24 protein-coding genes and 1 pseudogene are annotated in these 20,513 nt (G+C 73.3%); 11 read left to right on the top strand and 14 right to left on the bottom strand.

Going from position 1 to position 20,513, the window contains the following annotated elements; translation table 11 throughout:
• Nucleotides 1-41: 41 nt before the first annotated feature.
• Nucleotides 42-1,874: an NHL domain-containing thioredoxin family protein gene (locus V6U89_RS08380; protein WP_334570132.1), complete on the top strand. Its 1,833-nt coding sequence runs from the start codon at nt 42-44 to the stop codon at nt 1,872-1,874.
• A gap of 19 nt (nt 1,875-1,893) precedes the next feature.
• On the opposite strand, the gene V6U89_RS08375 is transcribed toward V6U89_RS08380, so the two are convergent.
• From V6U89_RS08375 to V6U89_RS08365, 3 genes are read right to left on the bottom strand one after another with little or no spacing between them, the layout of a single operon-like run.
• Complete coding sequence (locus V6U89_RS08375) at nt 1,894-2,643, bottom strand: LamB/YcsF family protein (RefSeq protein WP_334570131.1); 750 nt, start codon at nt 2,641-2,643, stop codon at nt 1,894-1,896.
• Nucleotides 2,627-3,583: a biotin-dependent carboxyltransferase family protein gene (locus V6U89_RS08370; protein WP_442933888.1), complete on the bottom strand. Its 957-nt coding sequence runs from the start codon at nt 3,581-3,583 to the stop codon at nt 2,627-2,629. The genes V6U89_RS08375 and V6U89_RS08370 overlap by 17 nt, the downstream gene beginning before the upstream one ends.
• Entirely contained in the window at nt 3,481-4,092 is a 612-nt protein-coding gene (locus V6U89_RS08365; RefSeq protein WP_334570128.1) for a 5-oxoprolinase subunit B family protein, read from the bottom strand. The genes V6U89_RS08370 and V6U89_RS08365 overlap by 103 nt, the downstream gene beginning before the upstream one ends.
• A 109-nt stretch (nt 4,093-4,201) precedes the next feature.
• Between V6U89_RS08365 and trhA the strand changes: the two genes are divergently transcribed.
• Entirely contained in the window at nt 4,202-4,879 is a 678-nt protein-coding gene (gene trhA, locus V6U89_RS08360; protein ID WP_334570127.1) for a PAQR family membrane homeostasis protein TrhA, read from the top strand.
• 79 nt (nt 4,880-4,958) lie between these two features.
• Here trhA and V6U89_RS08355 read toward each other — a convergent pair whose 3' ends face one another.
• Nucleotides 4,959-5,249, bottom strand: a complete 291-nt coding sequence (locus tag V6U89_RS08355) for a DUF6458 family protein (protein WP_334570126.1) — start codon at nt 5,247-5,249, stop codon at nt 4,959-4,961.
• 116 nt (nt 5,250-5,365) lie between these two features.
• Here V6U89_RS08355 and V6U89_RS08350 point away from each other — a divergent pair, with 116 nt between their 5' ends.
• Nucleotides 5,366-5,905 carry a SixA phosphatase family protein gene (locus V6U89_RS08350; protein ID WP_334570125.1) on the top strand — a complete coding sequence of 180 codons (540 nt, stop codon included), beginning with the start codon at nt 5,366-5,368 and terminating at the stop codon, nt 5,903-5,905.
• 64 nt (nt 5,906-5,969) lie between these two features.
• On the opposite strand, the gene V6U89_RS08345 is transcribed toward V6U89_RS08350, so the two are convergent.
• The 4 genes and pseudogenes from V6U89_RS08345 to V6U89_RS08330 form a co-directional block, all read right to left on the bottom strand.
• Nucleotides 5,970-6,239: a DUF6458 family protein gene (locus V6U89_RS08345; RefSeq protein WP_088959553.1), complete on the bottom strand. Its 270-nt coding sequence runs from the start codon at nt 6,237-6,239 to the stop codon at nt 5,970-5,972.
• Between the two features lie 257 nt (nt 6,240-6,496).
• Nucleotides 6,497-8,203: pseudogene (locus V6U89_RS08340) on the bottom strand (acyl-CoA dehydrogenase); the annotation flags it as partial.
• A 160-nt stretch (nt 8,204-8,363) separates the two neighbouring features.
• Complete coding sequence (locus V6U89_RS08335) at nt 8,364-9,491, bottom strand: PP2C family protein-serine/threonine phosphatase (protein WP_334570123.1); 1,128 nt, start codon at nt 9,489-9,491, stop codon at nt 8,364-8,366.
• Between the two features lie 88 nt (nt 9,492-9,579).
• A complete protein-coding gene (locus tag V6U89_RS08330; protein ID WP_334570122.1) occupies nt 9,580-10,212 on the bottom strand; it encodes a septal ring lytic transglycosylase RlpA family protein in 633 nt (210 codons plus the stop codon).
• Nucleotides 10,213-10,398: 186 nt separating this feature from the next.
• Between V6U89_RS08330 and V6U89_RS08325 the strand changes: the two genes are divergently transcribed.
• The 3 genes from V6U89_RS08325 (at nt 10,399) to V6U89_RS08315 (ending at nt 12,517) form a co-directional block, all read left to right on the top strand.
• A complete protein-coding gene (locus tag V6U89_RS08325) occupies nt 10,399-10,950 on the top strand; it encodes a phosphoribosyltransferase (protein WP_334570121.1) in 552 nt (183 codons plus the stop codon).
• A 33-nt stretch (nt 10,951-10,983) separates the two neighbouring features.
• Nucleotides 10,984-12,015: a hypothetical protein gene (locus tag V6U89_RS08320; RefSeq protein ID WP_334570120.1), complete on the top strand. Its 1,032-nt coding sequence runs from the start codon at nt 10,984-10,986 to the stop codon at nt 12,013-12,015.
• A gap of 70 nt (nt 12,016-12,085) precedes the next feature.
• Entirely contained in the window at nt 12,086-12,517 is a 432-nt protein-coding gene (locus tag V6U89_RS08315; protein ID WP_334570119.1) for an ASCH domain-containing protein, read from the top strand.
• Between the two features lie 199 nt (nt 12,518-12,716).
• On the opposite strand, the gene V6U89_RS08310 is transcribed toward V6U89_RS08315, so the two are convergent.
• Nucleotides 12,717-13,598 (bottom strand): LLM class flavin-dependent oxidoreductase, encoded by an 882-nt coding sequence (locus tag V6U89_RS08310; RefSeq protein ID WP_334570117.1) that lies wholly within the window; start codon nt 13,596-13,598, stop codon nt 12,717-12,719.
• Between the two features lie 93 nt (nt 13,599-13,691).
• Here V6U89_RS08310 and V6U89_RS08305 point away from each other — a divergent pair, with 93 nt between their 5' ends.
• Nucleotides 13,692-14,012 (top strand): PadR family transcriptional regulator, encoded by a 321-nt coding sequence (locus V6U89_RS08305; RefSeq protein ID WP_179806071.1) that lies wholly within the window; start codon nt 13,692-13,694, stop codon nt 14,010-14,012.
• An 89-nt stretch (nt 14,013-14,101) separates the two neighbouring features.
• The gene (locus V6U89_RS08300; RefSeq protein WP_334570116.1) at nt 14,102-15,205 is read left to right on the top strand and encodes a hypothetical protein; all 1,104 of its coding nucleotides are present in this window, start codon (nt 14,102-14,104) and stop codon (nt 15,203-15,205) included.
• An 8-nt stretch (nt 15,206-15,213) separates the two neighbouring features.
• On the opposite strand, the gene V6U89_RS08295 is transcribed toward V6U89_RS08300, so the two are convergent.
• Nucleotides 15,214-15,798 carry an NUDIX hydrolase gene (locus V6U89_RS08295; protein WP_334570115.1) on the bottom strand — a complete coding sequence of 195 codons (585 nt, stop codon included), beginning with the start codon at nt 15,796-15,798 and terminating at the stop codon, nt 15,214-15,216.
• Nucleotides 15,795-16,682, bottom strand: coding sequence for a LysR family transcriptional regulator (locus V6U89_RS08290; protein WP_334570114.1), 888 nt, complete (start codon nt 16,680-16,682; stop codon nt 15,795-15,797). The genes V6U89_RS08295 and V6U89_RS08290 overlap by 4 nt, the downstream gene beginning before the upstream one ends.
• A 119-nt stretch (nt 16,683-16,801) precedes the next feature.
• Here V6U89_RS08290 and V6U89_RS08285 point away from each other — a divergent pair, with 119 nt between their 5' ends.
• Both V6U89_RS08285 and V6U89_RS08280 read left to right on the top strand, forming a co-directional pair.
• Nucleotides 16,802-17,164, top strand: a complete 363-nt coding sequence (locus tag V6U89_RS08285; protein WP_334570113.1) for a DUF1801 domain-containing protein — start codon at nt 16,802-16,804, stop codon at nt 17,162-17,164.
• Nucleotides 17,161-17,547, top strand: a complete 387-nt coding sequence (locus V6U89_RS08280) for a VOC family protein (protein WP_334570112.1) — start codon at nt 17,161-17,163, stop codon at nt 17,545-17,547. Before V6U89_RS08285 ends, V6U89_RS08280 begins: the two co-directional genes overlap by 4 nt.
• 20 nt (nt 17,548-17,567) lie before the next feature.
• Here the strand turns inward: V6U89_RS08280 and V6U89_RS08275 are convergent, their stop codons facing one another.
• Both V6U89_RS08275 and V6U89_RS08270 read right to left on the bottom strand, forming a co-directional pair.
• The gene (locus V6U89_RS08275; protein ID WP_334570152.1) at nt 17,568-17,948 is read right to left on the bottom strand and encodes a VOC family protein; all 381 of its coding nucleotides are present in this window, start codon (nt 17,946-17,948) and stop codon (nt 17,568-17,570) included.
• 20 nt (nt 17,949-17,968) lie between these two features.
• On the bottom strand, nt 17,969-18,418 hold the full coding sequence (locus V6U89_RS08270; protein WP_334570111.1) for a VOC family protein: 450 nt from the start codon (nt 18,416-18,418) through the stop codon (nt 17,969-17,971).
• Nucleotides 18,419-18,443: 25 nt separating this feature from the next.
• Between V6U89_RS08270 and V6U89_RS08265 the strand changes: the two genes are divergently transcribed.
• Nucleotides 18,444-19,220, top strand: coding sequence for a nucleotidyltransferase domain-containing protein (locus V6U89_RS08265; protein ID WP_334570110.1), 777 nt, complete (start codon nt 18,444-18,446; stop codon nt 19,218-19,220).
• 44 nt (nt 19,221-19,264) lie between these two features.
• Here V6U89_RS08265 and V6U89_RS08260 read toward each other — a convergent pair whose 3' ends face one another.
• Nucleotides 19,265-20,305 carry an FUSC family protein gene (locus V6U89_RS08260; protein WP_334570109.1) on the bottom strand — a complete coding sequence of 347 codons (1,041 nt, stop codon included), beginning with the start codon at nt 20,303-20,305 and terminating at the stop codon, nt 19,265-19,267.
• Nucleotides 20,306-20,513 lie beyond the last annotated feature (208 nt).

Raw genomic sequence — 20,513 nt, 5'->3', positions numbered from 1 at the left:
TCACGCCGTGTCGGCGGCCCGGCATCCGGCAGACTGAAGTCATGAGCGCACGCGTACGGGCTCCAGAGCTGCACGGTCGGGGCTGGCTGAACACCGGCGGGCGGGAGCTGAAGCTCGCCGACCTGCGCGGCCGGATCCTCCTGTTGGATTTCTGGACCTTCTGCTGTATCAACTGCCTGCACGTGCTCGACGAGCTGCGCCCGCTGGAGGAGAAGTACGCCGACGTGCTCGTCGTGATCGGCGTGCACTCGCCGAAGTTCGAGCACGAGAAGGACCCGGACGCGCTGGCCGCCGCCGTCGAGCGGTACGGGGTGCACCACCCGGTGCTGGACGACCCCGAGCTGGACATGTGGGACCAGTACGCGGCGAAGGCCTGGCCCACCCTGGCCGTGGTCGACCCCGAGGGGTACGTGGTGGCCACCATGGCCGGCGAGGGCCACGCCGAGGGGCTGACCCGACTGGTCGACGACCTGGTCGCCACCCACACGGCGAAGGGCACCCTGCACCGGGGCGACGGCCCGTACGTCCCGCCGGCGGAGCCGGAGACCACCCTGCGCTTCCCCGGCAAGGCGATGGTGCTCGACGGCGGCAACCTGCTGGTCTCGGACTCGGCCCGGCACTCCCTGGCCGAGCTGGCCCCCGACGGTGAGAGCCTGGTCCGGCGGATCGGCTCCGGCGAGCGGGGCCGGGCCGACGGGCCGGCCGACGTGGCCGGCTTCGCCGAGCCGCAGGGGCTCTGCCTGCTCCCCGCGCACGTCGCCGAGGTGGCCGGCTACGACCTGGTGGTCGCGGACACCGTCAACCACCTGCTGCGCGGCGTACGGCTGGCGACCGGCGAGGTGGTGACCGTCGCCGGCACCGGCCGGCAGTGGCGTTCCTCGGTCGACGACCACGCGCACGACGCGCTCTCGGTCGACCTCTCCTCCCCCTGGGACCTGGCCTGGTACGACGACAAGGTCGTCATCGCGATGGCCGGCATCCACCAGCTCTGGTGGTTCGACCCGATCCGCCGCACCGCCGGCATGTACGCCGGCACCACGGTGGAGGCGCTGCGGGACGGTCCGCTGCCGGACGTGTGGATGGCGCAGCCCTCCGGGCTCTCCGTCTCGGCCGACGGCACCCGGCTCTGGGTGGCCGACAGCGAGACCAGCGCGATCCGCTACGTCGAGAACGGCGTTATGGCCACTGCCGTGGGGCAGGGCCTCTTCGACTTCGGCCACGTGGACGGCCCGGCCGACCAGGCGCTGTTGCAGCACCCGCTCGGGGTGTGCGCGCTGCCGGACGGCTCGGTGCTGATCGCCGACACCTACAACGGCGCGGTGCGCCGCTTCGACCCGGCGACCGACCAGGTCGCCACGGTGGCCGACGGCCTGGCCGAGCCGAGCGACCTGGTGCTCACCGCCGACGGTGACGTGCTGGTGGTCGAGTCGTCCGCGCACCGGCTGACCCGACTGGCGCCGGGCGTGCTCACGGCGGCCGGGGCGAGCACGGTGAACGGCCCCCGGCACCAGGTGGAGCGCAAGCCGACCGACGTGGCGGCCGGCGAGCTGACCCTCGACGTGATCTTCACGCCCGCGCCCGGGCAGAAGCTGGACGAGACGTACGGCCCGTCGACCCGGGTGGTGGTCTCCGCCTCCCCGCCGGAGCTGCTGGTCGAGGGGGCGGGCACCAGCACCGACCTGTCCCGTCGGTTGGTGATCGACGGGTCGGTGGCCGGCGGGGTGCTCCAGGTGACCGCCCAGGCGGCCACCTGCGACAAGGACGTCGAGCACGCCGCCTGCCACCTGACCCGGCAGGACTGGGGCGTACCGGTGCGGGTGGTCGACGGCGGCGCGACCCGGCTGCCGCTGGTGCTGCGCGGCCTGGACGCCTGAGCGTCGACGCCCCCAGCCCTCAGACGAACGGCTTCGGGGTGACGCCCGCGTCGAGCAGCGCGGCCCGCACCAGGGCCGCCGAGGCGACCGCGCCCGGGGTGTCACCGTGCAGGCAGATCGAGCCGACCGCGCACGGGATGACGGTGCCGTCGACCGCGACGACGGTGCGCTCGGTGGCCATCCGTACGGCCCGGGCGGCCACCTCCTCCGGGTCGGTGACCAGCGCGCCGAGCGCGGTGCGCGGCACCAGCGCGCCGTTGGGCAGGTAGCCCCGGTCGGCGAAGCCCTCGGCGACCACCCGCAGGCCCGCCCCGACGGCGAGCTGGGCGAGCTTCGAGCCGGGGGCGCAGAGGATCGGCAACTGGTCGTCGTACCCGCTGACGGCGGCGACCAGGGCGGCGGCCTGCGACTCGTCGACGGCCGCCGCGTGGTAGAGCGCGCCGTGCGGCTTGAGGTAGCGGACCCGGGTGCGGAACAGCCGGCAGAACGCGTCCAGGGCGCCGAGCTGGTAGGTGACCTCGTCGCGCAGCTCGGTGAAGGCGTACTCGATGCGCCGGCGGCCGAAGCCGGCGAGGTCGCGGTAGCCGACCTGGGCGCCGATGGCCACGCCGCGATCGGCCGCCGCGGCGCAGACCCGCCGCATGGTCGACGGGTCACCGCCGTGGAAGCCGCAGGCGACGTTGGCCGAGGTGACCAGATCCAGCAGCGCGTCGTCGTCACCGAGCCGCCAGATGCCGAATCCCTCACCGAGGTCAGCGTTGAGGTCCATGGAACCTCACCGTAGTCCCTGGCCGGGCCTGCGCGAGTGCGGTCACGTCGTCCACCACGCCGATGACGGGGTACCCGCCGGTGGTGGGGTGGTCGGCCAGGAAGACCAGTGGCTGGCCGTCGGCCGGCACCTGCACCGCGCCGAGCACGATCCCCTCGCTGGGCAGTTCACCGGCCACCGCGCGGGGCAGCGGCGCGCCGGTCAGTCGCGCGCCGACCCGGTCGCCCACCGGACTGACCGTGTACGGGGTGTCGAGCAGCCGGGCGAGCGCGTCCGGGGTGAACCAGTCGGCCCGCGGCCCGGGGCGCAGGGTCAGCCGCAGCTCGCCGGTCGGGGGCCGGCCGACGGTCACGTCCACCGGTGGCGGCGGCCCGGGCCACGGGCCGAGCGGGAGGCGGTCGCCGTCGCGTACCGGGGGTGGGCCGAGGCCGGAGAGGGTGTCGGTGGCGCGGCTGCCGAGCACCGGCTCGACCGCGATCCCGCCGCTGACCGCGAGCCAGTTGCGCAGCCCGTCGCGGGCCGGCCCGATCCGCAGCACCGCGCCGGCCGGCACCGCGAGCGCCCGGCCCACGTCGCCCGGGCGCGGGCCGACCCGGACGTCGGCGTCGGCCCCGGTCACCGCGACCGTGACGGCGCGGGTCGGCCGCAGCTCACAGCCGGTCAGGGTGATCTCCAGGCCGGCGGTGGAGACCGGGTTCCCCACCAGGCGGTTGGCCAGCGCCAGCGCCGCCGGGTCGAGCGCCCCCGACCGGGGTACGCCGAGATGCGCGTACCCGGGACGGCCGAGGTCCTGGACGGTGGTGAGCGGGCCGGCCCGGCGTACCTCGATCACGTCGATCACGCGGCCACCAGCCGGACCCGGGTGCCCGGGGTGAGCCGGGCCGGCGGGTCGGCGTGCACGTCGAACAGGGTCAGCTCGGTGCGGCCGACCAGCAGCCACCCGCCCGGCGAGGCGGTCGGGTAGATCCCGGCGTACGGCCCGGCGAGCGCCACCGACCCGGCCGGCACCCGGGTACGCGGGCTGGGCAGCCGGGGCACCGCCCACTCCGACGGCAGCCCGGTCAGGTACGCGAACCCGGGCGCGAAGCCGCAGAACGCCACCCGGAACGCGGTCTCCCGCAGTCGTCGCACCACCTCGGGCACGGTCACGCCCCAGTGCCGGGCGACGACGGGCAGGTCCTCCCCGTCGTACCGGGTGGGAACCTCGACCTGGGCGGCGGCGGCCGGGGTGGCGACCGGCCGTGGGGTCCACCCGGCGATCCGCGCGGCGAGGGCCGCCGGGTCCGGTACGCCGTCGAGCAGGACGGTCGCCGCGGCCGGGACGATCTCGACGGCGGTCAGCTCACCGGCGGCGCGGCGGCGCCACAGCTCGGCGCGCCACGCCTCCACCTGGCCGGGGTCGTCGCAGTCGAGCAGGAGCGCGTGTCGGCCGACGGGTCGGATCCGCATCCCGCCATCCTCCCGGATCGATCCGACGACCACAGGCCCGCGCCCGCGCGACGCGGCGGTGACCAGACGCACTACCCGCAGGTAACCTACGGTGCCGTAACCTGTATCCGTGACCACCTCCGCACCGCTCCGGCTCAAGCCGGTCGACATCGGGAAGCCCCGGATGCGCGGCTGGCTGCACACGTACGCCTTCTTCGTCGCGCTCGTCTGCGGCATCGTCCTGTGCGCGATAGCGGCCACCCGCCCGGGCTGGGCACCCCTGCTCAGCTGCCTGATCTACAGCCTCACCGTCTGCGGGCTCTTCGGCACCAGCGCCCTCTACCACCGACGGGTGTGGTCGGAGCGCGGCTACCAGATCATGCGCCGGCTGGACCATTCGATGATCTTCGTGTTCATCGCCGGCACCTACACGCCGTTCTGCGCGCTGCTGCTCGACCGCCGGATGGCCACCATCATGCTCAGCGTGGTCTGGGGCGGTGCGCTGGCCGGCGTGGCGCTGAAGCTGATCTGGCCGCACGCGCCCCGCTGGGTGTCCGCGCCGCTCTACCTGGCGCTCGGCTGGGTCTCGGTGGCGATGCTGCCGCAGATCCTGCACGAGGGCGGGGTGACCGCGCTGGTCCTGCTCGCCGTCGGCGGCGCGATCTACAGCGTCGGCGCGGTCTTCTACGCCCTGCGCCGGCCCAACCCGTGGCCCACCGTCTTCGGCCACCACGAGTTCTTCCACGCCTGCACCCTGCTCGCGGCGCTCTGCCACCACATCGCCATCTACTTCGCGCTCTTCGCCTGAGCCCGGACGCCCGCCCGCCCGGCCGGACATGGTGCGGGGCCCCGCACCGTTGCGGGGCCCCGACGTCTGCGCGAGTGGATCAGGCCGGGTAACCGGGGCGGCGCACCTCGCGGTACTCCTCCCGCACCACCCGGTCGTCCTGCACCGGCACGACCCGGTCGGCCACCACGCGGTCCTCGCGCACCGGCGTGGCCACCACCGTGCGGCGGCGGGAGTTCCAGAAGTAGAGGGTGGTGAGCAGCCCGGCGACGCCGGCGAGCATCAGCACCCAGCCGACGACGTTCAGGTTGAGCCATCCCAGGTTCGCGTCAATGGCGAACGCGAAGATCGCGCCCAGCGCGATGAGGAAGATGCTGGCACCGATGCCCATGATGTCGCCTCCTTGGCATGTCCATTGGCGTATCCGACCGCCGCGGCCATCGGTGAGCGTGCGGCACACATCGACATACCCAGGCGCCCTGATCGCCAATCAGGCAAGCTGGGCGCATGACGGACGCCCACGCCGAGGAACGGACCCTGGTGCTGCTCCGGCACGCCAAGGCCGAACTACCCGCCGGGGACGCCCCGGACGTCGACCGCCGCCTGACCGCACGCGGGCACGCCGACTCGGCCGCCGCCGGAGCCTGGCTCGCCCGGCACGGCCTGCTGCCCGAGGTGGTGCTCTGTTCGCCGTCCCGGCGTACCCGGCAGACCTGGCACGACGTGGCGATGGGCATGACGGGGTCCCCGCCGGAAGGGGGACCGGCGGGGTCGTCACCCGTGGTGCGCTACGAGCCGACCGCGTACGAGGCGCAGCCGCAGGAGCTGCTCGACCTGGTCCGGGCGGCCGAGCCGACGGCCCGGACCGTCCTGCTGATCGCCCACAATCCCGGCATCTCGCTGCTCTCCGCGCTGCTCGACCCGGAACGGGCGGATCCCGAGGGGCTGCGGACCACCGACCTGGTGGTGCACCGGGCGGCGACGCCCTGGGCGGACCTGGCACCGGGCGGCGCGGCGATCGTGAACCGCCACACCGCCCGCGGCTGAGCCGACAGGTCTTCTCGGACCGCACCTCCGGGGCAGGCAGCGCGTGGAGCAGCGTGGGCGGCGGTCAGCTCGGTGGCGCGGTGGGCGGCGGCGGGTCGGGCGGCGGCGGCATCATCGCGGTCGGATGGGAGAGGCGGTTCTCCTCCACGATCAGCGTGCGTGCCCGCTTGCGCCGGTCCTGCCAGAACCAGAGCGTGGTGAGCAGTACGGCCAGCCCGGCCAGGATGAACACCCAGCCGACCGCGCGGAGGTCGATCCACCAGACGTTGGCCCGGATGGCGAAGGCCATGATCGCGCCCAGCGCGATGAGAAAGATTCCGCTACCAATGCCCATGTGCGCTGCACTCCCCCGTGCGGTGGCCCTTGGGCGTGCCCCTGACGTGGTCCGCGACGGTTACCCGTCAACCGGCCCGCCTACCAACCCCACCCCCGCCAATCCCACCCCCCGCCACCCCCTGAGCGCACTTTCAGAGAAAGCGTGGCTATCCGAGGCGGAATAGCCACTCCTTCTCCGAAAATGCACGGGTGGTGGGGATGGGGTTGGTGGGCCGCTGTGACTTCGGGGGGTGGCGTGACGACGGCGGCGGAGACCTCGCCGGCCAGGGCGCGCAGGGCCACGTCCGCCTGCTTCTGCAGCAGCCAGCCGACGACCAGGTCGCCGATGGCCAGCAGGAAGCGGCGGCTGCTCAGGCCGACCTTGTAGAGGCTGCGGGTGTCGCCGCCCTGCGCCTCGCCGAGCCAGCCGGTCATCACGCCGAGCATGGTCTGGATCTCGGCGAGCGCCTTGCCCAGCGCCTGCCGCTCCTCCTTGAGCTGACCGTTGCCGCCCTCGGTGGCGATGAACTCCTGGATCTCGCCGGCGACCGCCATCAGGGCCTTGCCGTTGTCCCGGACGATCTTCCGGAAGATCAGGTCGAGGCTCTGGATCGCGGTGGTGCCCTCGTACAGGGTGTCGATCTTGGCGTCGCGGACGTACTGCTCCAGCGGGTAGTCCTGGAGGAAGCCGGAGCCACCGAAGGTCTGCAGCGACTCGTGACCCAGCAGCTCGTACGCGCGCTCCGAGCCGACGCCCTTGACCAGCGGCAGGAGCAGGTCGTTGACCCGCTTGGCCAGCTTGATGGCCTTCTCGTCGCCGGCCGCCTCGGCGATGGCGACCTTGTCCTGCCAGCTGGCGGTGTAGCAGACCAGCGCGCGCAGGCCCTCGGCGTACGACTTCTGCAGCAGCAGCGAGCGGCGCACGTCCGGGTGGTGGGTGATGGTCACCCGCGGGGCGGTCTTGTCGGCCTGCTGGATCAGGTCGGCGCCCTGCACCCGGTTCTTGGCGTACTCCAGGGCGTTCAGGTAGCCGGTGGAGAGGGTGGCGATCGCCTTGGTGCCGACCATCATCCGGGCGTACTCGATGATCATGAACATCTGCCGGATGCCGTCGTGCTTCTCGCCCAGCAGCCAACCCTTCGCCGGCACGCCGTGCTCGCCGAAGGTCACCTCGCAGGTGTTGGAGACCTTCAGGCCCATCTTGTGCTCGACGTTGGTGGCGAAGACGCCGTTGCGCTCGCCCAGCTCGCCGGTGGCCTCGTCGAAGTGGTACTTCGGCACCACGAAGAGGGACAGGCCCTTGGTGCCCGGGCCGCCGACGCCCTCGACGCCGACGGGACGGGCCAGCACGTAGTGGACGATGTTGTCGCTCAGGTCGTGCTCACCCGAGGTGATGAAGCGCTTGACGCCCTCGATGTGCCAGGAGCCGTCGGGCTGCTGGATCGCGCGGGTCCGACCGGCGCCCACGTCCGAGCCGGCGTCCGGCTCGGTGAGCACCATGGTGGAGCCCCACTGCTTGTCGATGAAGAGCCGCGCCCACTTCTTCTGCTGCTCGGTGCCCTCGACGTGCAGCACGTGCGCGAAGGACGGACCGGAGGCGTACATCCAGATCGGGGCGTTGGAGCCGAGCACCAGCTCGGCGAGGGACCACCAGAGGGCGCGCGGGGCGTTGGTGCCGCCCAGGGCCTCCGGCAGGTCCAGCCGCCAGAACTCGGAGTCCATGAACGCCTGGTACGACTTCTTGAACGACTCCGGCAGCGGCGCGGTGTGCGTGGCCGGGTCGAAGCGCGGCGGGTTGCGGTCGCTGTCCGTGTAGCTGGCCGCGAGGTCCTCGCGGGCCAGGCGGTCGACCTCGGAGAGGAAGCTGCGGGCGGTGTCGACGTCCAGGTCCGAGTACGGCTCCTGGCCGAACGTCCGGTCCGCCCCGAAGACCTCGAACAGGTTGAACTCGAGGTCCCGAAGGTTGCTCTTGTAGTGGGTCATGCTCGCTGGCCCCGCTTCCGGACAGGTTACCGATCAGTAACCCCGACTGTATTACTCACCGGTAGCTGCGACAAGCCAATGGGGGAAGTGACGGCGATTACACACCTGCGGTTCAGCTCTCGTTCGGGCGTACGGCAGGACGGCGCGGGGGCGGGCAGGCTCACGCCTCCGCCGCGCCGACCTCCCAGCTCGGCACGGGTACGGTCGCCCCGGTGCGCGGGCCGGTGTACTCCATCAGGACCAGGGCGATGTCGTCGTCCAGCCGCCCGTGCACCCACTCCACGAGCGCGGTCTCCAGCGAGGCGAGACCGTCGCCGACCGTGCCGTGCCCGAGCAGCCGCCAGGCCCGGTCGGCGGTGGGGAAGAACTCACCGTCGCGCCGGGCCTCACCGAGCCCGTCGGTGAAGAGCAGCAGCCGGTCGCCGGGTTCCAGGCGTTCCACCCGGGGGCGCACCACCGGCATGAACCCCAGCGGCGGGGCGGGCGCCGGCGGCTCGAGCGGGATCACCGCGCCCCGGCGCAGCAGCAGCGGTGACGGGTGGCCGCAGTTGACGATGGTCAGCGTGCCGCCCCGCTCCTCCACCACGGCCGCCGTGACGAAGTCCTCGTCGCCCACGTTGCGGGCCACCGCCCGGTCCAGGTCGGCCACCACCGCGCGCAGGTCGGGCCGCTCGTACGCGACGTGCCGGTACGAGCCCAGCACGATGCTCGCCAGCCGGACCGCGTCCAGCCCCTTGCCCCGGACGTCCCCGATGATCATGCGGACGCCGTACGGGGTGTCGATGGCCTCGTAGAGGTCGCCGCCGATCTCGGCGGTGGCCGTCGAGGAGATGTACCGGGCGGCCACCGCGAGGGTGCCCACCTGCGGACCGAGCGGCCGCAGCACCGCCTGCTGGGCGACCGACGCCAGCTTCGACAACTCGGCGATCTGCTCGCCCTGCCGCTGCCGCAGCGCCGCCACCGCCGCCGCGATCCCGCTGGCGAAGGCGATCCCCGCGAGGTCGACGGCGGTGACCAGCGACGGGGTGGGTTCGGTCAGCACGAAGCTGGCCCCGAGCACCGCGGCGACCAGGCCGATCCCGAGCACCACCCGCCAGGAGGCGAACGCGGCGGCCAGGATGGGGGCGGCCATCATCAGCGCCACGTAGTGCGCCGCCCGGCCGTCGGCCAGCTCCACCGCCGAGATGATCGTGAGCAGGCCGAGGGCCGCGCCGACGCCGGCGCGGGATCCGGGACTCAGCGGGCCGCGGCCCGACTGGAAGGCATGCGTGCGTACGAGGGACAGCATGCCTGATGGACGTGGACCGGTGAATGAACCTGACCCCTCGATTGAGGGTGTTCCAACCGGCCGGACGGTCACGGCGAGCCGATCGCCGTCAGCCGAGGACCTCGTACTTCACCGTCAGCTCACCCAGGCTCACCGAAGCGATGCTCTCGAACGCGGCGCGGGACAGGTCGAGGCAGCGCCCCTCGATGAACGGGCCACGGTCGTTGATGCGGACGGTCACCGACTTGCCACTGTCCGGGTTGGTGACCCGGACCCGGGTGTTGAAGGGCAGCGTCTTGTGCGCGGCGGTCAGCGCGTCCGGGTTGAAGGTCTCGCCGTTGGCCGTCATCTGGCCCTCGTCGTAGAAGGACGCGCCGCACGAGCCGCTGTCCACCACGGTGCTCTTCGGGGCGGCCTTCTTCGTCGTCGCGCTCGGCTTCGGCGTGGCGGTGCGGGTCCTGGCCCGGGAGGCCGCCTGGGCGGACCGGGTGGCCTTCGGGCTGGCCGTGACGGTCGGCGACGGGCTGGCGGTGGGGGACCCGGTGACGCTCGGCGACACGGTGGCGCTGGGGCTGGCCGCGGCCGGCACGCTGTCGGCGACGACGGGGGCTGCCGCCTCGCCCGAGGTCAGCTGCACGGCGCCGACGGTGCCGCCGACGGCGAGCACGACACCCACGGCAGCGGTGGCGGCGATGCCGGCCGGCGAGGAGAACATGCGGGTACGGGAGTGCCTACCAGCCACCGGACCGGTCCTTTCGTCAGCTGAACAAACCGGGTCGGACCGTAACGAGAGAAGCACTTCCGACGTCAACGTGATCATGGTGGTATGCCCGGAATTGCAGGGATACGTGTAGCCGATCATCCGACGTCGCGGGGGCCGGACGGGCCAGCGCCGCGCGACGTGGCAGCGATGGGTGAGGATGGACGGATGGCCGATGAGCTGCGCCGGCGTCTGGTCGAGCTGTTCCGCTGGGTCGATCCGGGGCCGGGCAGCAGCCACCTGGTCAGCGACATCTCCGGCTGGTGGCGTGACCCGCAGGTGCTGGCCGGGCTCGGGCCGGCCCTGGCCGCACCGTTCCGGGACGCCCGGCCGACCGTGGTGGTGGCCCCGGCCGTCACCGGGCTGATGCTCGGCCCGCTGACCGCCACCGCCTTCGGGGTGGGCTTCGTGCCGGCCCACAAGCCGGGCGACGGGCGACTGCCGGCCGGGCCGCTGACCTGGTCCCGAAGCGACCCCGACTTCCGGGGCCGCCAGGTCGACCTGGCCGTGGTGGATCGGCGGCTCGGCCCGGACGACCGGGTGCTGGCGGTGGACGACTGGGTCGCCACCGGGGCGCAGCTGCGGGCGATCCGGGAGATCTGCGCCGTCCGGGGCGCCACCTGGCTCGGCGCCTCGGCCGTGGTGCGGGACTGCCCGCCCGAGGTGAGCCGCGAACTCCGCCTGCACGGGCTGCTCGACGCCGCCCAGCTGTCCGCTTGACCTGAAGCGCGCTTCAGGTCCGACGATCGGCCCATGGACCACGGCATCCTGGACGAGGCGTACCGACGGCTGCACCGCACCGGCCCCGAGTTCGAGGGCTGGCTCTCCAACCACGGACCGATGGCGGTCGAGGCGCTGGTCCGGCACGGCCACGACCGGAGCGTGCACCGCTGGCTGGACGACTACCTGCGCCGGCTCGACGACCTGCCGCGCGGCCAGCGGCCGATCGAGGACTGGCGGGGGGCCCTCGGTGACCCGAAACGCGCCGGCGACTGGCTCGCCCACTTCGACCGGGAACTGCGCGAGCGCCCCTGGCGCGAGGTGCTGGGCACCTGGTGGCCACGGCTGCTTCCGGGCATCGCGGCCGGCGCGACCCACGGCGTCATCCGGGTCGGCCACGCCGTCCGGGCACTGCGCGAGGGCGGCTCCAGCCCGGACCGGGTGGCCGAACTCGGCCAGGCCCTCGGCTACTGGGCGGCCCGCTGGCAGCCGGTGCCGGGCCTGCGCCTCGATGCGGGGTCCCGCCCCGACGGCCCGGACGTGGCCACCGCGCTGGCCTCGGTGCCCCGGATCGACGATCGCACCGGCGGCATCCGGCAACGGCTGGCGCGACTGTCGGGCGTACCCGGGTGGGACGGGGCGGTGGCGGCGCCGCGCCCGGCGCGGACGCCCGCCGACGCGGAGCGGGGGCTGGTCGCGCTGGTGCACCGGGCCGCGCTGGACTACCTGCGGTACGGCCACGAGAACCCGGTGATGCTGGTGCACGCGGTGACCGCACCCACGGCGGTGCTGCGGACCCTGCCGGCGCTCGATCCAGCGCTCTGGGCGCCGAGCCTCACCGCGGCGTGGTCGGCCACGGCGGCGGTGACCGCGGTGTACGCCCCTCCGCGCGGCACGGCGGTTCCGGCCGTCACGCCCGGCACCCCGGCGGAGGTCTTCGCCCGGGCCGCCCGGCACGGCGACGCGCACGTGGTCAAGCTGGCCGACGCCGTGCTCGACGCGCACGCGGCGACCGGCGACGAGCGGGTGCTCGCCGCCGCCGGCTACGCCGGCCAGCTGATCTGAACGGCCCTCACGGGAGCCGCCGGCGCCGATTCCCCACGGCGGGAAATCGGCGCTCGGTAACGTCGGCAGGATGTGGCCTCGGATCGGTGGACTGCGCACGCTCGCCCTCGGCACCCCGGGGCGGATGCGGACCAACCTCAACACCCTCGTGCTGGCCGGGGTGAAGACGGCGACCGCCGCCCTGCTCACCGAGTACGCCGAGGAGGGCGAGGAGCTGGAGCACGCCGGCGAACGGCTCGTCCTGGTGGACGACGCCGACGCCCTCGCCGGGATCGTCGAGGTCACCGGCGTCGAGGTGGTCCGCTTCGCCGACGTCCCGTGGAACTTCGCCCGCGCCGAGGGCGAGGGCGACCGCTCGATCGAGGAGTGGCGGGCGGGGCACGCCGCCTACTGGGCGCACGTCGGCACCCCGGTCACCGACGACACCGAGATCGCCTGCCTGCGCTTCCGGCTGGTCTCCGGCGGCGACGGCGGCGTCGCCACCGGAGACCTCAGCACCTGAGGTACGCGCCGACCAGCCCCTCAGCCGGCGGGCACCGGTGCGCGCCCCCATTGCTCCGGCTTCCAGCCGAGGGTCGGGGCGCCGACACCGCTGCGCGTCCTTTGCTCTGCTGCCCTGACGGCAACAGGAACAGCCAGTCACTGCTGCCTCCGCGGCAGCAGAGCAAAGGAGGCGAGGGGGTGCCCCTGGGCCGCCGGGGTCAGGCGGTGCGCAGCTCGGGTAGCAGGCGGGTGGCGACGTCCACCAGGACGGCCTCGTCGCCGGCGTACCAGCTGCTGGCCCGGGGCCAGTGCGTGATGACGTCGGTGAAGCCGAGCGCCGCGGCTCGGGCCACTTGCTCGGCGAAGAAGTCGGCGTTGCCCAGCGAGAAGGCCGGCGCCGAGTCCAGCGACAGGTAGCGGTCCACGGTGGCCGGGTCCCGACCGGCGGCGTCCAGCGTCTGGTCCAGTCGGGCGCAGAGCTGCCCCACCCCGTCCCACCAGCTCGTCAGGTCGTCGGCGCCGGTGCCGGTGGTGACCCAGCCCTGCCCGAAGCGGGCCACCAGCCGCATCGACCGGGGACCGTTCGCGGCCACCACGAACGGCACCCGGGGCTGCTGCACACAGCCCGGGTTGTTGCGGGCGTCCACCGCGGCGAACCAGTCGCCCCGCCAGGTGACGCCGTCCTCCCGCAGCACCAGGTCGAGCAGCTCGGTGAACTCGCCGAAGCGGTCCACCCGCTGCCGGGGCGGCAGGGTCTCGCCGCCCAGTACCGCCGAGTCGAACCCGATGCCGCCCGCCCCGAGCCCGAGCAGCACCCGGCCGGCGGACACGTCGTCGAGGGCGGTGACCTGCCGGGCGAAGGCCGCCGGGTGCCGGAAGTTCGGCGAGGCGACCAGGGTGCCGAGCCGGATCCGGGAGGTCACCGTCGCGGCGGCGGTCAGGGTGGCCATGGAGTCGAACCAGGGGCCGTCGACCAGGTCGCGCCAGCCCAGGTGGTCGTACGTCCAGGCGTGGTCGAAGCCCCACTCGTCCGCCTGGCGCCAGCGGCGCTGCGACTCCGACCAGCGCTGGTCGGGAAGGATCACGATGCCAATCCGCATGATCGCCAGGGTACGGCCCGACCCGGTCCGGGCCACCCGACACGGGTCTGTTCATACATCGATCATCTGTATATGATCCGGCGCATGGCGGCGATGCGTGAACCGACCTTCCTGATCCTCACCGCGCTCGCCGGCGGTCCCCGGCACGGCTACGGCATCGTCCAGGACGTCGCCGTCCTCTCCGAGCAGCGGGTGACCCTGCTCCCCGGCACCCTCTACACCGCGCTGGACCGGCTCACCGCCGAGGGCCTGGTGGAGCCCGACCGGGAGGAGACCGTGGACGGTCGGCGGCGCCGCTACTTCCGGCTCACCTCGGAGGGGCACGCCGCCCTCGGGGCCGAGGCCGGCCGGCTGCGGCAGCTCGCCACCGCCGCCGAGGCCCGGCTGCGCGCGTTCCGCCCCGGCACCGCCTGAAGCGCCACTCAACATCTCCATCTCCCGCCGGCCGGCGGGACCGCACCCCGCACCACCCGAGGCGAGACCGAGCCCCCGGAGGGAAGGCCATGGCATCGACCGGCGAAACGCTCGCGCGCCGCTACCGCCGCCTGCTGCGCTGCTATCCGCGCGCCTACCGCCGGGAGCGCGGCGACGAGCTGGTCGCCCTGCTGCTCGACACCGCACCGCCCGGACGGACCAGGCCCCGGCTGCGGGAGGCCGTCGACCTGATCCGGAACGGGATGCGCTGCCGGCTCGGCAGACCGGCCAGCAGCACGGTCGTCGCCTGGGCGGCGCTGGCCGCGGTCGTCTGCGGGCTCTTCAGCGCGGCACTGTCCGCCCGGGTCGCCTGGGAGACCGCCCGACCGCTGCCGGGCCGCGCCGAGACCGGTGCGGTCTTCCGGACCGTGCTGCCCGACCGCGAACCGGACGAGATCACCACCCCGTCGACGTTCTTCGGGTACTACACCCAGCCGCTGACCCTGCAGGCGCTGGACAACGTGCTCCTCGGCGACGGCGGGGAGTACCAGCAGACCGCCACCGGCGCGTGGGTCGCCGGCCCGCCGCCCGCCCCGGCCGAGCAGACGGTGGCGGTCGCCCAGCGTCGGCTCCGGGAAGCCGGCTGGCACCTCGGCCAGGTGACGGCGGAGACCTTCGACAACTGCACCGACAAGCTCTGTTCCTCCGTCGCGCCGGTCACCTGGACCACCGTCAGCGCCCGCCGGGGCGACACCCTCCTCACCGTCACGGTCAACTCGCGGCCGGAGCCCGAGTCCCCGTACCTGTCGATCGACCTGCGCCGCACCACGCCGCCGCTGGTCCTCCCGGCCGCGATCGGCGGCGGGCTGCTCGGCGCGTTGGCCGGCTGGCTGGTCTTCGGCTGGGCCAGCCGGCGCACGGAGGCCCCGCACCCGGCCGGGGCGGTGGTGAAGGTCCTCCTCGGGGTGACGCTGCTGCTGTGGTGGCTGCCGACCCTGTTCGCCGTGCCGTCGGTGGCCAGCCACCACGGCGCGGAACCGCACCCCCAGTGGCACCCGCTCTGGGAGTGGCTGGGCCAACCGACCTTCTCGCTGTTCTTCCTGGTCGGATCGGTGAGTGCGCTGCTCGCGATCGCCCTCGCGACCCTGCCCCGGCGGGACGCCGACCGGGTGCAGATCCTGGCCGGCGGCTGAGTCTCCGATCAGCCCGCCAGCTTGGTCATCATCCGGGGCAGGTGCGGGTCGAGGGTGGCCCGGTCCGCCGCGGCCACCTCGGCGGGCGTCCACCACCGGACGGCACGGAACTCCCCCGGGTCCGGCGTGACCGGCTGGTCCCGACGACCCGCCAGCACGTACCAGAGGCTCACGTCGACGTGCCGGTCCTCGGGCGGGCCGACCGTAGGCGTGACGGTGAGGAAGAGTGGGCGTTCACCGGGCTCCGGTGGGAAGACCGCCGGCACGCCCAGTTCCTCGACCACCTCCCGGCGTACGGTCTGCGCCGGATGTTCGCCGGGCTCCACGTGGCCGCCGGTGGGCAGCCACCGCCCCGCGTTGCGGTGGTCGACCAGCAGGACGCCGCCGTCGGTGGCGTCGCGCAGCAGGAAGTACGCGACGAGGTGCGGCGACGGGGTGCGGGGCTTCGCCCGCCGGAAGACGTCGTCGGTCGCCGCCAGCCAGTCGAGGCACTGCGCCCGGTGCGCCGCCTCCAGCTCGTCGAGGGGCGCGATCGACTCGACCAGCGCCCGGATCTCGTCCAGCACCCGCATGCCGGGCATCCTGCCGGTCACCCTCGGCGCACGGTGTCCGTCGCGGCGCGGACGAACTCGCGTACCCGCTCGGTGGTGTTGGTCTCCCGCCAGACCGGGCCCCGCCGGATGGGCGGCGCGTCGTGGAGCGGCACGTAGGCGACGTCCGGGCGCGGGTAGTACCGCCGGGTGTGCTCGCCGACCGGCAGCACGCCCCGGCCCATCGCGACCAGCGAGAGCATCTCCGAGAAGGTGTTGCCGACCGGTCCGGTCGGCACCGGACGCCCGGACGGCGTGCGGTCCGGGGTGCGGTCGCGTTTGAACTCCGCCGAGGTCGCCGCCGGGTACTGCACCACCGGGTGGTCCGCGAGGACCTCCAGGGAAACCGACTCCGCGCCGGCCAGCGGATGCCCGGCCGCCACCGCCAGCACCCGGCCCTCCGACAGCAGCGCCGGGCCGTTGGCCATGCCGTCGAACGGGTACGCGGCGATGAGCACGTCGATCGAGCCGTCCACCAGGCTGGACCGGGAGTTCGCCAGCTGGGCCTCGTGGACGTGCACCTCGCAGTCGGGGTGCCGCTCGCGGAACAGGTTGACCGCGCGGAGCAGCACCGGCGCGGTCCACTCGCCGAGGAAGGCGACCCGCAGCTCGCCGGTGACGCCGCGCCCGGCCTCGACGGCCCGCCGTACGGCGTCCTCCAGCCCGGCGACCAACGGTCGCAGGTCGTCGGCGAGCCGGTGGCCGATCGGGGTGAGGCGGACGACCCGGCTGGTGCGCTCGAAGAGCGGTGCGCCGATCCGCCGTTCCAGCTTCTTCACCACATGGCTGATCCGCCCGGTGGTGACCCGCAACCGCTCCGCGGTCCGCCCGAAGTGCAGCTCCTCGGCGAGGGTCAGGAAGGTCTCGACCTCGTGCCGCTCCAGCAACCCGGGCTCCCGTCGTTGAATCCGGTTCAACGATCGTAGTCCGATCGCCGCTTGGTCGCGTTCCCCGCTCCGACCAGGCTGGTGGCCAGCAGAGAAGTCGCTACGCCGAGGAGTGCGCAATGAGTACGACCACCGTCACCGAATACCTCGCCGGGCTCGACGAGCCACTGCGGGAGATCGCCGCGCGGCTGCGGCCGGTCATCGAGGCGGCGCTGCCCGGCGCCGCCGGCGTCGTCTGGCACGGGCACCCGGTCTGGGGTCGCGGGGACCGGCCGGGACGGGACCCGGTCTGCCTGGTCAAGGCGTACCCGTCGTACCTGACCTTCGGACTCTGGCACGGCCAGCAGGTCGACGACCCGTCCGGCCGGCTGCTGCCGGGCGCCCGGTCGATGGCGTCGGTGAAGCTGCGGGCCGCCGACGAGGTCGACCCGGCCCTGTTCGGCGACTGGCTGTGCCAGGCGTACGCGCGGGAGGCGGCGTGACCACCGTACGGGTGACCGGCTTCGACCATCTGGTGCTCACCGTCGCCGACGTCGAGCGCGCGCTGGCGTTCTACTGCGGACCGCTCGGCCTGGCCCCGGTACGCGTCGACGAGTGGCGGGCCGGCAAGGTGCCCTTCCCCTCGGTGCGCGTCGACGCCGGGACGATCATCGACCTGGTCCACGGTCGGCGGGGCTCGGCGAACGTCGACCACTTCTGCCTGGTGGTCGCGCCGCTCGACTGGCACGAGGTGATCGCCGCCGGTGCTTTCGACGTGGTGGAGGGGCCGGTGGGCCGGTTCGGCGCCCGCGGCTCGGCCACCTCGCTGTACGTCCGCGATCCGGACGGCAACGTCGTCGAGCTGCGCTGGTACCCGCGCGATTGATCAACGCCGGTGGCCTCGCCTCAGCGGTGCTGGACGATCTGGATCGGGTTGCCGTCCGGGTTGGCGGTCCAGGCGATCAGGAGGCGGTCGAGCCAGGGGCGCGGCGCGGCGAGGGCGGGCGCGCCGTCGGCGGTGAGCCGGGCCCAGGCGGCGGCCGTGTCGTCGGTCCAGAGGATCACGGCGACCCGCTGCCCGTCGGGCACCGGATCGAGGCCATGGTCGTCCCGGGTGGACCTGACCGATGCGATACCGATCCGGTAGCCGTCGAGGGTCAGGTCGACGTGGATCGGCTCGCCGTCGGTCGGCACCCGAAAGGTCTCGGTGAAGCCCAGCCGCGTGTAGAACGCCACGGCGCGCGGGACGTCGGCGCTGAAGAGGACGACCTGCGGGGTGCGGAACATGGACACCTGCCCTCCTGCGACTAGCCGACGAAGATGCAGAACGGGTGACCGGCCGGATCGGCGTAGACGCGGAGCGGCTCGTCGGGGTCGTCGCTGCGGTCGTACAGCAGCCGACCGCCGAGGCGCAGGACGCGCTCGTGCTGCACCCGCAACTCCTCGACCGACGCCACGGTCAGGTCGAGGTGCAGCTGCTGCGGCACCCGGTGCTCCGGCCAGGTCGTCTCCGGCAGCTGGTCGATCTGCTGGAAGGCCAACTGGGGACCGCCGTCGGGGTTCCTCAGCACGAGCCAGTCGCGACCGCGCTCATCCACCTCCCCCGCTTCCGGCGGCTCGTCACCAGGCCGGTAGACGAGGCCCAACAGCGAGCGGTAGAACTCCGCGAGGGACCTGGCGTCAGTGCAGTCGAGCACCACCGAACACAGCCTGGGCACGCTTTCCGGGCCGACCATGTCGATCACCTCCGCCGCCATTCTGCCGGTTGCTACGGTCACTCACGTGGTCGAGGAGCTGACGCGCAGATATCTCCGAGCGGTCGATCAGGCACTCCCCGGCTACGTGCGACACCTCTACGTCGTCGGGTCCGCCGCACTCGGTGCCTGGCAGCCCGGCGCCAGCGACGTCGACACGGTGATCATGACATCGCGTCCGGCGACCGCCGAGGACCTCGCCCGGCTCGCGAGGATCCACGCCGACCTGCCCCGGTCACCCCATTTCGACGGGGTCTATCTCGAGCCCACGCTGGCGCGGTCCTGGCCGACCGACCGGCGGTCCGTACCGTTCGTGGTCAACGGCGAGTTCACCACCGGCCGGCCCTGCGGCGAGCTCACCCCGGTGCTGTGGCTGACCTTGCAGCGGTACGGCATCCCGGTCCGCGGCCCGGCCGTCGCTGAGCTGGGGGTACGGGTCGATCCCGAGCAGTTGCGCCGCTACAACCTCGACAACCTGCGGGACTACTGGCAGGCGGCGGCGGCGACCTTCCCGTCCGCGCTGGCCGACGTGGCCCCCGACGCGGTCATGGACGCCGAGACGGTGAGCTGGTTCCTCCTCGGACCCACGCGGTTGCACCACACGCTGGCCAACGGGGACATCATCTCGAAGGCCGCAGCCGGCGATTACCTGGCGCGGTTGTTCCCCGAGTACGCCGATCTCGCGCACCGAGCGGTCCGCTGGCGTGCGGGCGAGGCGGAACAGTTCACCGCCGCAGACCTCACCGCCGCCGGCGACAGTGTCAACGCGGTGGCCGACGACGCCTGGCGTCGCTTCGGGCCCTGATCCGCCTCCGCCGTGCGCAGAGTGCCGCCCCGAGGCGTCTCGTCTCAACCGTGCCTTCTCAGACCCGCCTGCTCGTTGGCCCCGGCCTCGGGCAGCCCGGACGCCTGCAGCAGCTCGCTGACGGCGACGCGCAGCTGTGCCACGACGGCGTTCCCGGAGAACTCCAGACCTTCGGCGTACGCCTCGTCGGCTTCCTCGATCGCCTGCCGTGCTCGGGCCCGCGTCGGCTCCGGCTCCCGTCCGGCGAGGAAGTCACGATGCAGCAGCCTGAGCGCCTCGCCGAGGTGCTCGATCGCGGCTGGAAGGCTGGCCGGCACCGACTCGCCTTCGCGGATGGTCGCCACGATCCACCGCATCATCTCGCGGCCGCTGGTGTAGACGTTGTCGAAGTGTTCGACAGCGTACTGATACCGGCGGATCACGCCCAACCGTCGCCTGCGCCAGGGTGAGAGGATGGCGACCTCTTGCGCCGCGGCAATCATCTCGGCCGTCTGTTGTCTCCGCGCCTTGCCTGCGGTGAAGGCGCGGAGGGCTTCATCGGCCCGCGTGAGGTCACGGCCGGCCAGCGCCTGCGCCGCGGCGGTGAGTTGACCGGCGAAGAGATCCGCCGTGGGACCGGCCGCGCGGCGCACGACACGCAGCGGGTTGAGCGGCAGAATCAGCAGTGCCACGGCGAGTGCGGCAACGCCACCGACCAGAGCGCTCGTCGTTCTCGGCACCGCCAGATCCGGTCCCGCCGTCACCAGTCCCAGCAGCACGGCGGTGCTTCCTGCCTGCGCCATGGCGGCGCCGCCGCCCCGGAACAGGACCGCCACCGAGATGGCCAGCGCCACGACCAGACCGGTTCGCGCCGGCCCTGTTCCGGTGAGCCGGATCAGCCAGTGCCCGACGAACGCCCCCACCACCACGCCGGCGATGAGTTCAACCGATCGTCTGACCCGTTTGCCGATGGCTCCCGCTATCACGGCGGGCGCGAACAACGGCTGCGCGTTGTCCAGGACACTGTCCGCGACGAACCACGCCAGGCCGGCCGCCAGGCCGGCCTGCACCGCCACGACCAGGTACGTGCGAAGCCGGTCGTACATCTCGCGGCCGCCTCGGCGCACAGTTTCCCGAGGCGTACCCCGAACCGGGCCCCGCACATCCCACCTCCGCGAACCCGTCGGCTCTCCGACATCGTCGTACGTCGGCGGACGTCGGGTGGCGAAGATCGGCATTCTGTCGCGTCGTCGACGCGGGACCCACCACTTCCGAGGTGCATGGCCCGCCCCCACGGTCGAGGTGAAACATGGA

This window comes from Micromonospora sp. CPCC 206171, from assembly GCF_036906755.1.
GTDB lineage: Bacteria > Actinomycetota > Actinomycetes > Mycobacteriales > Micromonosporaceae > Micromonospora > Micromonospora purpureochromogenes.
The sequence above is the reverse complement of the archived record's forward strand: the minus strand, read 5'-3'. Positions and strand labels throughout refer to the sequence as shown.

What these genes read in the sequence shown, in the direction of transcription:
- V6U89_RS08380 (WP_334570132.1), top strand. Translation starts at nt 42, where the DNA reads ATGAGCGCACGCGTACGGGCTCCAGAGCTGCACGGTCGGGGCTGGCTG.
- V6U89_RS08375 (WP_334570131.1), bottom strand. Translation starts at nt 2,643, where the DNA reads ATGGACCTCAACGCTGACCTCGGTGAGGGATTCGGCATCTGGCGGCTC.
- V6U89_RS08365 (WP_334570128.1), bottom strand. Translation starts at nt 4,092, where the DNA reads ATGCGGATCCGACCCGTCGGCCGACACGCGCTCCTGCTCGACTGCGAC.
- V6U89_RS08355 (WP_334570126.1), bottom strand. Translation starts at nt 5,249, where the DNA reads ATGGGCATCGGTGCCAGCATCTTCCTCATCGCGCTGGGCGCGATCTTC.
- V6U89_RS08350 (WP_334570125.1), top strand. Translation starts at nt 5,366, where the DNA reads ATGACGGACGCCCACGCCGAGGAACGGACCCTGGTGCTGCTCCGGCAC.
- V6U89_RS08345 (WP_088959553.1), bottom strand. Translation starts at nt 6,239, where the DNA reads ATGGGCATTGGTAGCGGAATCTTTCTCATCGCGCTGGGCGCGATCATG.
- V6U89_RS08335 (WP_334570123.1), bottom strand. Translation starts at nt 9,491, where the DNA reads ATGCTGTCCCTCGTACGCACGCATGCCTTCCAGTCGGGCCGCGGCCCG.
- V6U89_RS08325 (WP_334570121.1), top strand. Translation starts at nt 10,399, where the DNA reads ATGGCCGATGAGCTGCGCCGGCGTCTGGTCGAGCTGTTCCGCTGGGTC.
- V6U89_RS08320 (WP_334570120.1), top strand. Translation starts at nt 10,984, where the DNA reads ATGGACCACGGCATCCTGGACGAGGCGTACCGACGGCTGCACCGCACC.
- V6U89_RS08315 (WP_334570119.1), top strand. Translation starts at nt 12,086, where the DNA reads ATGTGGCCTCGGATCGGTGGACTGCGCACGCTCGCCCTCGGCACCCCG.
- V6U89_RS08310 (WP_334570117.1), bottom strand. Translation starts at nt 13,598, where the DNA reads ATGCGGATTGGCATCGTGATCCTTCCCGACCAGCGCTGGTCGGAGTCG.
- V6U89_RS08305 (WP_179806071.1), top strand. Translation starts at nt 13,692, where the DNA reads ATGCGTGAACCGACCTTCCTGATCCTCACCGCGCTCGCCGGCGGTCCC.
- V6U89_RS08300 (WP_334570116.1), top strand. Translation starts at nt 14,102, where the DNA reads ATGGCATCGACCGGCGAAACGCTCGCGCGCCGCTACCGCCGCCTGCTG.
- V6U89_RS08285 (WP_334570113.1), top strand. Translation starts at nt 16,802, where the DNA reads ATGAGTACGACCACCGTCACCGAATACCTCGCCGGGCTCGACGAGCCA.
- V6U89_RS08275 (WP_334570152.1), bottom strand. Translation starts at nt 17,948, where the DNA reads ATGTTCCGCACCCCGCAGGTCGTCCTCTTCAGCGCCGACGTCCCGCGC.
- V6U89_RS08270 (WP_334570111.1), bottom strand. Translation starts at nt 18,418, where the DNA reads ATGGCGGCGGAGGTGATCGACATGGTCGGCCCGGAAAGCGTGCCCAGG.
- V6U89_RS08260 (WP_334570109.1), bottom strand. Translation starts at nt 20,305, where the DNA reads ATGTACGACCGGCTTCGCACGTACCTGGTCGTGGCGGTGCAGGCCGGC.